Raw genomic sequence first — 6,873 nt, forward strand, 5'->3', positions numbered from 1 at the left:
TGAACGGCAGTTCAGCGGCAGCCGTGCTATCTTCCCCGGCAGAAGGGGAGTAGCTCCCGCTGTCGTCATCGTCACTACGGGCTCACCACCCCGGTGCGACAGGTATCCGGACCACCGACGCGGTCGGCCGGATACGAGCAAGACCTTCGCCGCAGCGGCGAAGGCATGTCTCCCGAATTCCCTCCGGACGACGCTTCGCGGCCTGCGGCCTCGAAACCGGCGCGCTTGCGCCCTCAACGTCTTGCTGGAGATTCAAATGGAAACCATCGGCAGTCCGATGCTGTGGGGCGCGTTCGCCGCCTTCGTCGTCGTCGCGCTGCTCGTCGATCTGGTGCTGATGCGCCACGGCGGGCCGCACAAAGTCACGTTCAAGGAAGCCGCGTGGTGGAGCGTGGGCTGGATCGCGCTGGCGTTGGTGTTCAACGCGGCGCTGTGGTGGTACGTGAGCCGCGAGTCCGGCGCTGAAGTAGGCAACCGGATCGGGCTTGAGTTCTTAACCGGTTACCTGGTCGAGAAATCGCTCGCGGTCGACAACATCTTCGTGTTCCTGATGCTGTTCTCCTACTTCGCGGTGCCCGAGGAACAGCGCCAGCGCGTGCTGGTGATCGGCATCCTCGGCGCGATCGTGCTGCGCTCGGTGCTGATCTTCGCCGGCGCGCTGTTGCTGGCCAAGTTCCACTGGGTGCTGTACGTGTTCGGCGCGTTCCTGGTGTTCACCGGCATCAAGATGCTGATGGCCGCGGGCAAGAGCCCGGACCTGGAGCAGAACCCGGTGCTCAAATGGATGCGCGGGCACCTGCGTCTGACCGACGACTACCACGACAGCAAGCTGTCGATCATGCGCGACGGCAAGCGCTGGTTCACCCCGTTGTTCGCGGTGATCGCGCTGATCGGCGTGACCGACGTGATCTTCGCGGTCGACTCGATCCCGGCGATCTTCGCCATCACCGCCGATCCGTTCATCGTGCTGACCTCGAACGTGTTCGCGGTGCTGGGCCTGCGCGCGATGTTCTTCCTGCTGCAAGGCATGGCCGACCGCTTCCACCTGCTGCCCTATGGCCTGGCCCTGGTGCTGGTGTTCATCGGTACCAAGATGCTGCTGATCGACATCTACAAGATCCCGATCCTGGTCTCGTTGCTGGGCGTGGCGGTCATCATCGGCACCTCGGTGGTGTTGAGCCTGCTCAAGCCGGCCAAACCCGCCGAGCCCGATTCGGGCGCGGCGTAATCGCGACGGCGGCGGGCTGAGCGGCCTGCACGCCGAAGCTGGAACGTGACGGGCCGCGGCGCCGATGGTTACATTGGCGCCGCGGTCCGTTTTTCGTTTCCACCTTCGCCAAGGCGCGCTATGGCCCGGAAGACTGTCACTCAGACGATCGCCAAGACCGCGGTCGACAAAGCCGTCGCGGCCAAGTCGGTTGCGAAGAAAACCGCCGTATCTAAAGCCGCGAAGAAGCCTGTGGCGCCGGCCGCGCCGTTGCCCGACCGGCTCGCCGAAGCCCTGCGCCAACTCAAGGCCGCATCCAGCGCGAGCTACCGCGACGGCATGGCGCGTTACGCGATTCCCAATGAACACGCCTTCGGCGTACCGATGGCCTCGATCCAGGCCGTGGCCAAGCGCCTGGGCCGCGACCGCGAACTGGCCGCCGCGTTGTGGGACAGCGGCTGGTACGAGGCGCGGCTGCTCGCCGCCTACATCGACGACCCCGCCCAAGTCACCGCCGCGCAAATGGACCGCTGGTGCCGCGATTTCGACAACTGGGCGGTGTGCGACACGATCTGCTTCGCCCTGTTCGACCGCAGCCCGCTGGCCTGGCGCAAGATCGAGCAATGGGCGCCGCGCCGCGACGAGTTCGTGCGCCGGGCCGCGTTCGCGCTGCTGGCCAGCAAGACCGTGCACGACAAATCGGCCGACGACGCGCAGTTCCGGCGCGGCTTGGAACTGGTCGAGGCGTATGCCTGCGACTCGCGCAACTTCGTCAAGAAAGCAGTGAACTGGGCGTTGCGTTCGATCGGAAAACGCAATCCGGCGCTGCATGCGGCGGCGCTGGACACCGCCACGCGATTGGCCGCCTCGGCCGATGCCGCCACGCGCTGGAACGGCAAAGACGCGCTGCGCGAACTCAACGGCGCCGCGACCTTGCGCCGGCTGGCGCAAAAGACCAACACCCGATTGCCCGCTTGAAGCCGTAGCCCGCTGTAGGAGCTGCGCAAGCTGCGACCGCGAATCCGCGCCGATTGCGCAAGCCGCACCGCAGCCGCGAATTCGCGGTCGCAGCTTGCGCAGCTCCTGCAGCGGGGCGCCGGGGCGCGTTTGCAGCGCTGGCAAGCCACGCTTGGCTTATCCTTCGCCGCTGAACTCCTCGTCTCGGCTGACGCGCATCGCCGCGAAGCCGACTCTTCCCGGACACCGGTGCCGCGCATGCTCGCTTTGTCGATTCTCGCCAACCCCAGCCCCACCAGCCTCAGCCACGCCATGGCCGACGCCGCCCACCGCGTGTTGAGCGAGCGCGGTTATCGGATCGCCTTCCACGATCTGTACGCGGAAGGCTTCGATCCGGTCCAGCCCACCGGCGAGAGCGGCAACACCCGCTCGGACGACGCGCTGATCGAACAGCATTGCGCCGAGCTGGCCAGCGCCGATCTGATCCTGATCTTCCACCCCAATTGGTGGGGCCAGCCGCCGGCGATCATGAAGGGCTGGATCGACCGCGTGTTCCGCCTGGACACCGCCTACGGCTATCCGCCCGGCGTGTCTTACCAAGGCGTGCCGGTGGGATTGCTCAAGGCGCGGCATGCGCTGGTGTTCAACACCTCCAACACCCCGGCGCAGCGCGAGGCCGAAGCCTTCGGCGACCCGCTGGAGGCGATCTGGAAGCGCTGCGTGTTCGGCCTGTGCGGCGTGGACTCGGTGATCCGGCGCATGGTCGGGCCGGTGTCGGGCAGCGATGAGTCGCAACGCCGGCAATGGCTCGAAGAAGTCGCCGCGGACGTAGCCGCGGTGGCCTGATCGCGGTTGCCGTCGCGGCCGCCGTCGCGGCCGCCGGGCAGCGCGGAGACTTGCCCGAAACAATGATTTCAGCTCGCACCAGTGGAGTCGGAACAACTGTGGCAATTACGAGTCGGCCACATCGGAATCCAACCGCCGCGTCGGCAGGAGAACTTCGGGTTCGCGCTCGCAATAGGCCTTCAGCCCGCGCAAACGCCGTCGCACCACCGCATCGAAATAGCGCGCCGCCAAAGGCTCGATGGCCCAACCCAACCAGCGCGGCCGCGCGCTGAGGCTGTAACGAAAGCGCGCATCGGTACGCCGCGGGTCCAGCGGCTGGAAGATCCAGGAGCCGGCGAACTTCCGCAGAAACCACGGCCCGCTCACCATCGCGATCGCGGCATGGGTGGGCGGTTTGAGCTGAACGAACCGGACCAGCATGCGCAAGCCGAACTTGTTGCGCACCCGTACCAGCGTGCCCACCGCCAGCGGCGCGGCCGCATCGCCGACGACCTGGATGCGTTCGGGGAACGGGTCCCAGTCGTAGCGCACCGCATAGTCCTGCGAGACCGCATAGACGCGGTCCGCCGAGGCGGCGATTTCGATGCGTCGTTCGATCAGGGCCATGTGCGGCGTCGACAGCGGGACCGGTGAATTATGCCGATCGTCGCAGTCGCTGCGCGGTACGCAGCGATGCGTCGGAAGGTCGCAGCGCCGGCGCTCAGCGCGCTGGCGGTTCGGCCAGCTTTTCGTCCTTGAACAAGGCCACGTGCGGCACGCCGTCGGCGCCGATCCAGCCGCGGTACATGCCTTCGGTGTTGAACGGCAGGGCGAAGCGGCCGTCGCTGCTCAGCGCGATCGCGCCGCCGTCGCCGCCGGCCTTGGGGATCTCGCCGTTGATCACTCCCTCGGAGGCTTCGGCGATGCTCTGCCCGGCGTATTGCACCCGCGCGCAGATCTCGTGCGCCGCCACCGCGCGGATGTAGTACTCGCCCCAGCCGGTGCCCGACACCGCGCAGCGCGCGTTGGCGTAGGTGCCGGCGCCGATGATCGGCGAATCGCCGACGCGGCCGTAGCGTTTGTTGGTCATGCCGCCGGTGGAGGTGCCCGCGGCCAGATGGCCTTGCGCGTCCAGCGCGACCGCGCCGACGGTGCCGAAGTGCTTGGCGGTTTCGATCTCCGTGTGGGCCTGGCCGGAGGCTTCTTCCTTCAGCGCCTTCTGCAATTGCTGCCAGCGCTTTTCGGTGCGGAAGTAGGACGGATCGACCAAGGTCACGCCGTTTTCCTGGGCGAAGGCCTCGGCGCCGTCGCCGGTCATCATCACGTGCTTGGATTTTTCCATCACCGCGCGCGCCAGCAGGATCGGGTTCTTGACCCGGCGCACGCCGGCGACCGCGCCGGCGCGCAGGCTGGCGCCGTCCATCAGCGCCGAATCGAGTTCGTTCTTGCCGTCGTGGGTGAACACCGCGCCGCGGCCGGCGTTGAACTGCGGTGCGTCTTCCAGCACGGTGATCGCCGCGGTGACCGCGTCCAGCGCCGGTTTGCCGGCGGCCAGTTTCTCGTGCCCGGCGCGCAAGGCGCTTTCCAGTGCGGCGCGCGCGTCTTTCTGATCCTGCTCGCTCAAACCAGCGCGCTCCACGCCGGCGCCGCCGTGGATCACCAGCACCGGATGGATCGGCGGCGGCAACGCGGCGGCGGGCGCGGCGCAGGCCAGCGCCAAGGCCAGCGTCAGCGCGGTGGCGCTCGGGCGAGCGATGCGGAAAGAGCGGTTGCGCGAGGCGTGTTTCATCTAAAGCTCCAGATCGGATTCGGGGCCAGGACGTGCGGCGGTCGCAGCGATGCGCGCGGCGCCGGCGTCAGGCGCCCGGCTCGCGCCGGATCAGCTGCCCGGCGCGGACATCATAAAGCTCCGCGAACGCCGGCCGTTCGACTTGCAGGTCGCTCATCCGCAGCGCGCTGTCGCTGCCCAGCCCAGTCACCGTCACCCCGCGCACGCTCAGCGGCGATCCGCTGCGGTAGACCTGCGCCGGTTGCCGCGCGCGCACCAGCCAGACCTTGCCGCCGTTGCCGCTGAACACGCGGCCATCGCCGCGCGCGTCGATGCACAGCGCGGTGTATTCGTCCACGCCCAGGCCGACCAGATCGTCGCGGTCTTGTTCCCGCGACAAGCGCGCGAGGAAGGCGATCAAGCGGCCCAGGCGGTCGCGCTTGCCGAAGTGGCTGTCGGTGACCACCCGTTGCAGGTGCGGCATGTGCAGGAAATCGCCGACCAAGGTCAGCTGCGAGCCGGCCGGATCGCTCAACGCGGCTTGCGAGACCACGCTGCCGCCGTCCATCGCGCCGTAGGCGTAGGCGCCGAGAATCGCAAGGCCCGCGCTGGTGCCGCCGATCGGCTTGCCCGCGCGCACATGCGCGTCGAGCGCGCGCGCCAGCGGCGTGCCTTTCCAATAACGCACGTACTTGGATTGATCGCCGCCGGCGATGAACACGCCGTCGGCCTCGCGCACGATCGCCAGCACCTGCGGATCGCTGGCGGCGCGGCGGTCGTCGAACACCAGGGTTTGCGCTGCGGTGATGCCGCCGATGTCGTGGAAGAATTCGTTCTGCGCCTCGACCGTGCCGGAGGCGCGCAGGATCACGATGCGGCCGTGGCCGGCGCGCTGGACCATCCAGGCGAAGGCTTCGCGCGGCCAGTCGCCGCCGCCGACCAGCATCAATCCGGCCTGCGTCGGCGCGGGCCGCGGCGCGGACAGGTCGCCGATCTGGTAATAGCGATAGCCGTCGCGCTGAGCCGGATCCGAAGGCGCAACCGTCGCGGCGTCGGGCGCGGGCGGGGTTTGCGCCCAGACCGCGCCGCTCGCAGCCCAGCACACCGCCGCCAATGCGATCGCGCGCCAACCGCGCCGCGTTACGCCGCAACCCTTGCCCATCGCGCTGCCTCCGGAGAGTGTCTTGGACCCGATTTCAAGCCGTGACGAAGCAAGGCGGCGCGATCCCCCACGGCCGTCGCAGATCGCGCACGCGGCCGGCGCGATCGTGGCGGCGGCCGCGGCGCTGGGCTAATGTCCGCGCATGGACAGCGCCCTCGACACCTGGTTCGCCAGCGAAATCCTCGTGCACGAGCAGGCCCTGGTCCACTATCTGCGGCGCTGCTGGCCGCAGGCCGATGAGGTCCACGACCTGCGCCAGGAAGTGTATGTGCGGGTCTACGAAGCGGCCGGCCGGGCGCGGCCGCACCAGCCCAAATCGTTTCTGTTCACCACCGCGCGGCATCTGATGACCGACCGCCAGCGCCGCGGCCGGGTGGTGTCGATCGAGGCCGTGGGTGATTTCGAGTCCTTGAACGTCTTGATAGATGAGGTCTCTCCCGAACGCCGGCTCGGCGCGCGGCAGAACCTGCGGCGCCTGGCCGAAGCCCTGGACCGTCTGCCCGATCGTTGCCGCGAGGTGGTCTGGCTGCGGCGGGTGGAGGAACTGTCGCAGAAGCAGGTGGCGCAGCGGATGGGCATTACCGAGAAGACCGTGGAGAAGCAGATCGCCAAGGGCATGCGCTTGTTGGCCGAGCATTACTTCGGCGGCGAACAGGCGCTGAGCGATGCCGACGCGGAATTCGCCAGCGAGGCCGGCCGGACCCGGCCGGCGCGCGGCGAGCAGGCACGGCCGGAACAAGACGACGGGAATCGCGGACATGGCGGCAAGCACACAGATTGAACAGACCGCCGCCGAGTGGCTCGCCCGCCGCGACGGCGGCGACTGGTCGGCCAGCGCGCAAGCGCAGCTCGATGCCTGGTTGGCGCAGGCCACCGCGCACCGGGTCGCGTTCCTGCGCCTGAGCGCGGCGTGGAGCGAAGCCGGCCGCTTGCAGGCGCTGGCCGCCGGCGCGG

General features: G+C 68.6%; 8 protein-coding genes. 5 read left to right on the forward strand and 3 right to left on the reverse strand.

Annotated features, from left to right (window positions below; translation table 11 throughout):
• The first annotated feature begins 256 nt into the window (after positions 1-256).
• From V7787_RS51885 to V7787_RS51895, 3 genes are all read left to right on the forward strand, one after another.
• Entirely contained in the window at positions 257-1,228 is a 972-nt protein-coding gene (locus V7787_RS51885) for a TerC family protein (protein ID WP_442965382.1), read from the forward strand.
• 120 nt (positions 1,229-1,348) lie between these two features.
• Complete coding sequence (locus tag V7787_RS51890; RefSeq protein WP_336095305.1) at positions 1,349-2,185, forward strand: DNA alkylation repair protein; 837 nt, start codon at positions 1,349-1,351, stop codon at positions 2,183-2,185.
• A 237-nt stretch (positions 2,186-2,422) separates the two neighbouring features.
• Positions 2,423-3,010 carry an NAD(P)H-dependent oxidoreductase gene (locus V7787_RS51895; protein WP_336095306.1) on the forward strand — a complete coding sequence of 196 codons (588 nt, stop codon included), beginning with the start codon at positions 2,423-2,425 and terminating at the stop codon, positions 3,008-3,010.
• Between the two features lie 105 nt (positions 3,011-3,115).
• On the opposite strand, the gene V7787_RS51900 is transcribed toward V7787_RS51895, so the two are convergent.
• The 3 genes from V7787_RS51900 to V7787_RS51910 all read right to left on the reverse strand — a co-directional run bounded on the left by V7787_RS51900 (position 3,116) and on the right by V7787_RS51910 (position 5,919).
• The gene (locus V7787_RS51900) at positions 3,116-3,616 is read right to left on the reverse strand and encodes a type II toxin-antitoxin system RatA family toxin (protein ID WP_336095307.1); all 501 of its coding nucleotides are present in this window, start codon (positions 3,614-3,616) and stop codon (positions 3,116-3,118) included.
• Between the two features lie 94 nt (positions 3,617-3,710).
• A complete protein-coding gene (locus tag V7787_RS51905; protein WP_336095308.1) occupies positions 3,711-4,778 on the reverse strand; it encodes an isoaspartyl peptidase/L-asparaginase family protein in 1,068 nt (355 codons plus the stop codon).
• 67 nt (positions 4,779-4,845) lie between these two features.
• The gene (locus V7787_RS51910; RefSeq protein ID WP_336095309.1) at positions 4,846-5,919 is read right to left on the reverse strand and encodes a cyanophycinase; all 1,074 of its coding nucleotides are present in this window, start codon (positions 5,917-5,919) and stop codon (positions 4,846-4,848) included.
• Between the two features lie 142 nt (positions 5,920-6,061).
• On the opposite strand from V7787_RS51910, the gene V7787_RS51915 reads away from it, so the two are divergent.
• Positions 6,062-6,700: an RNA polymerase sigma factor gene (locus V7787_RS51915; protein ID WP_336095310.1), complete on the forward strand. Its 639-nt coding sequence runs from the start codon at positions 6,062-6,064 to the stop codon at positions 6,698-6,700.
• A partial coding sequence (locus V7787_RS51920) for a DUF4880 domain-containing protein (protein WP_336095311.1) occupies positions 6,678-6,873 on the forward strand: 196 nt, incomplete at its 3' end. The genes V7787_RS51915 and V7787_RS51920, both read left to right, overlap by 23 nt.

The sequence above is a fragment of the Pseudomonas sp. CGJS7 genome (assembly GCF_036961695.1).